A 3,445-nucleotide genomic window follows, 5' to 3' on the forward strand; every position below is an offset into this window, starting at 1 on the left:
GGCCTGGGGCGCGGGGAGCGGGTCACCGGGAGAGCGCGTCCCGTACCGCCTCCTCGGTCCGCGCCACCACCGCCGTGCCGTCGTCCGCCGTGATGATGGGCCGCTGGATCAGCTTCGGGTGCTCGGCGAGGGCCCTGACCCAGCGGTCGCGCCCCGACGCGTCACGCGGCCAGGCCTCGCGGTCCTTCAGGTTCAGCTCCTTGGCGGCCTGCTCCTGCGTCCTGGTGATGTCCCACGGTTCGAGGCCGAGACGGTCGAGCACGGCACGGATCTCGTCCTCGGTCGGCACGTCCTCGAGGTAGCGGCGCACGGTGTAGTCGGCGCCCTCCGCGTCGAGCAGCGCGAGGGCGCCACGGCACTTCGAACAGGCGGGGTTGATCCAGATCTCCATGCCCACACGCTACCTCCGGAACACCCGCCCCAGGCCGTGCGGCGCGACCTTATTCGAACACCCCAAAGCCCGTCTGGCCAGCGGCGATTGTCAGTGCCGGGCGGTAGAATCACAGTAGTGTTCGAGGGCGCCCGACGGGGGGTCCCGACCGCGACAGGAGGATGCCCGTGCCCGCTGCCGCACTGACGAGGAAGCCCGTTTCCCAGCGAGTCCCGAAGCCCGTACTGATCGATCTGCCGTATGTGCCACTGGCGAAGAAGGCGCTGCCCGCCGGCCGCCCGCGTGAGTGGTATGTCAACCACAACCGCCGCCTCAAGGCCATGCGCCTGGCCATCGCCCTGCTCGACTCGGGGGTGTACCTGCCGAACCAGGCGAAGAACAGCACGATACGGAGCATGGCGGAGGAGGTCGGGATCCACCCGCCCTCCGACATCACGTGCCACATGGTGCGCGCGCTGATGCGGTACAGCCGCTGAGCGGAGTAAGTGCCGGGCCCGGGAGGGGAGTTCACCCTCTCTCGGGCCCGGCGCCTTTTCCGGACGGGCGCGCGCGTGAACTCCCGCGTGGACTTGCGCGTGAGCCCCTAGTGAACGGGGGCGAACGCCTGTGAACCTGCGCGAAACCGTGCGGACGCATGTGCGATGAGACATGCTGTGCCTCATGACCCAGCCGGACCCCGTCGGCCTGACCCAGCCGATCCAGCCGGAGCCTGTCGGCCCGAATCAACCGGCCGAGCCGGAAGCCGTCGGCATGAAGCAGCCGACCGAGCCGGACCCCGCCGCCGAGCTGCCGCTGCTGACGCGTGTCGAACTCCCGGGCGGCGCCCACGTTCCGGTGCGTGCTCTGCGCGCCCCCGCGCCGGAACGGTTCCTTCCGTCCGGTTCCGGCCCCGCGCCGGGCCCGCCCCCGGCGCCCGCGGTCCTCATCCTCCCCGCGATGGGCACCCCCGCCCGCTTCTACCGCCGCTTCGCGCGCCAGTTGCACGGCGAGGGCCTGACGGTCCTCACCGCGGACCTGCGAGGCCAGGGTGAGGCGGCCCCGCGCGGCGGCGCCCGCGGCCGCGGGGCGCACGACCACGGCTACCGCACCATCGTCGAGGAGGACATCCCCGCCGTCCTCGCGGCCATCCGCGCGGAGCTGGGCCCCGAGCCGCCGCTGTACCTGCTCGGCCACAGCCTCGGCGGTCAACTCGGCCTGGTGCACGCCGCTTTGGGCGCGACCCCAGGCACCGGCATCGGCATCGGCATCGGCATCGGCCCTGGCGTCGACGGCGTGGTGCTCGTCGCCACGGGGTCCGTCTGGTTCCGCGCGTACGGCCCCCTGCGCGGACCCGCCCTGCTCCTCGGCGAGCTGCTGATCTCCGCGACATCGACCCTGCTCGGCCGCTGGCCCGGCACCCGGCTCGGCTTCGGCGGCGACCAGCCCAGGGGCGTCATGCGGGACTGGGCACGGCAGGGACGTACGGGCCGCTACGCCGCCAAGGGATCAGCCCTCGACTACGAAACGGCCCTCGCCGCACTGGAGTTGCCGGTGCTCGCGGTCTCCGTGGAGCACGACACCTTCGCCCCCGCCGCCGCCCTCGACCACCTGCTCGGCAAGGTCCCACGGGCCCGTCTCACCCGGCGCCACTACACCGAGCGGGAGGCGGGCGGCCGCCTCGACCACTTCGCGTGGACGAGGTCGGGCGGCGCGCTCGCCAAGCAGGTGGCGGCCTGGACGTCCGCCGTCTGATCCGCCGTCTGATCCGCCGCCTGATCCGCGGTCTGGTCCGCGGTCTGGTCCGCGGTCCGGTCCGATCGCGCGGTCAGCCGATCCGGTCCGGCGTCACCGTGAGCCACCGCTTGTCGGCGGTGACCTTCTGGCCCAGCTCACGCTGGCGCTCGGCGTTCTTCTTCTTCATCCCGTCGAGCTGCTTCATGTACGAGTCCTTGCGGTTGACCCAGACCCGTACCCCACCGTGCTCCACGTCCGCGGAGTGGAACAGCATCGGCCCGTCGCTGACCGGCGTGTCACCGGCCACGAGCATCGGCTTCCGCCACTCGTCGATGTACGTGTTGATCGCCGCGGGCTTGCCCTCGTACCAGGTCAGCGGCGCCCACAGCTTGGGCGTCAGCTCGTGCCCGGCGAGCTTCGCCCGGTCCTTCTCGCCGAAGCGGCCCTCGGCGATCTCCTTGCGGGAGCTGGTCACCTCGCCGGTCTCGCGGTCCTTGAGGAGCATGGAGACGCCGATGACGTTCTGCGGCTTCACGCCGTAGCCGTACTTCGGGTCGGCGAGGACCATGCGGACCAGGTCCTCGCTGGCCGCGCTGACGACGTACACCTCGATGCCGTGCGCGCGCAGCGTCTTGTAGAGCTGCCGCATGCCGCGCGACAGCTCCGGCGGCTTCACCTCGGTCTTCGTCACCTTCCCGGCCTCGTAGTACTCGGCCGGGATCGGCTTCTTGTACGCGAGGAGGTCATCGACGTACCCCTTCAGCTCCTTCAGCGTGAAGCCGGAGAAGATCTGCGCGGCCCAGGGGTAGCAGACCTGGTCGTCCACCTCGCAGAGCCGGTTGTAGTAGCTGTACAGGCTCTCCTTGTGCCCGGCCTTGTCCTTGAAGGGGATGATTTTCAGGGACGGGTCCATGGTCTTGCGGGTCAGGACGCCCTTCATTTCCAGGAAGGGCAGCAGCGACTCCTCGAGGTCGTTGCGGTACGAGGTGTTGTCCGCGTCGAAGACGGCGTACGCGCCCTTGTGGTCGTTGGCGGCGATGACCTTGCCGAGCTTCTTCGCGACCGGCTCGGGCCAGTGCGACAGTTCGCGGGCGGTGGCGGCCGAGGTGTCCGCCGCCGTCGCCTCGCTCGTCGGCCACAGCGCGGCACCCGCGAGCAGCGCGGCCGCGAGGGCTCCCGTGGCGCCGATGAGGGCCGGCTTCTTCATTGCGCGTACTGCCATGTCTTCCTTGCCCCGCCGTTCCTGAAAGCGATGCGCGCCCCCGTCCGGAGCGGCGCGCCATGCTATGGCCAGGCCACCCGATTTCCCATGATCGAAGTCACCGGGGGTGGGGGGAGTGG

At 70.9% G+C, this 3,445-nt stretch carries 4 protein-coding genes; 2 read left to right on the forward strand and 2 right to left on the reverse strand.

Annotated features, from left to right (window positions below):
- Positions 1-22: 22 nt before the first annotated feature.
- Positions 23-391 (reverse strand): arsenate reductase family protein, encoded by a 369-nt coding sequence (locus GKQ77_RS30060; RefSeq protein ID WP_219692276.1) that lies wholly within the window; start codon positions 389-391, stop codon positions 23-25.
- A 167-nt stretch (positions 392-558) separates the two neighbouring features.
- Here GKQ77_RS30060 and GKQ77_RS30065 point away from each other — a divergent pair, with 167 nt between their 5' ends.
- The gene (locus GKQ77_RS30065) at positions 559-867 is read left to right on the forward strand and encodes a hypothetical protein (RefSeq protein ID WP_125512410.1); all 309 of its coding nucleotides are present in this window, start codon (positions 559-561) and stop codon (positions 865-867) included.
- Positions 868-1,051: 184 nt separating this feature from the next.
- Entirely contained in the window at positions 1,052-2,122 is a 1,071-nt protein-coding gene (locus tag GKQ77_RS30070; RefSeq protein ID WP_258022223.1) for an alpha/beta hydrolase family protein, read from the forward strand.
- Between the two features lie 73 nt (positions 2,123-2,195).
- On the opposite strand, the gene GKQ77_RS30075 is transcribed toward GKQ77_RS30070, so the two are convergent.
- A complete protein-coding gene (locus GKQ77_RS30075; RefSeq protein ID WP_258022225.1) occupies positions 2,196-3,326 on the reverse strand; it encodes an HAD family hydrolase in 1,131 nt (376 codons plus the stop codon).
- Between the last annotated feature and the right edge of the window lie 119 nt (positions 3,327-3,445).

The sequence above is a fragment of the Streptomyces anatolicus genome (assembly GCF_019400875.1).
GTDB lineage: Bacteria > Actinomycetota > Actinomycetes > Streptomycetales > Streptomycetaceae > Streptomyces > Streptomyces anatolicus.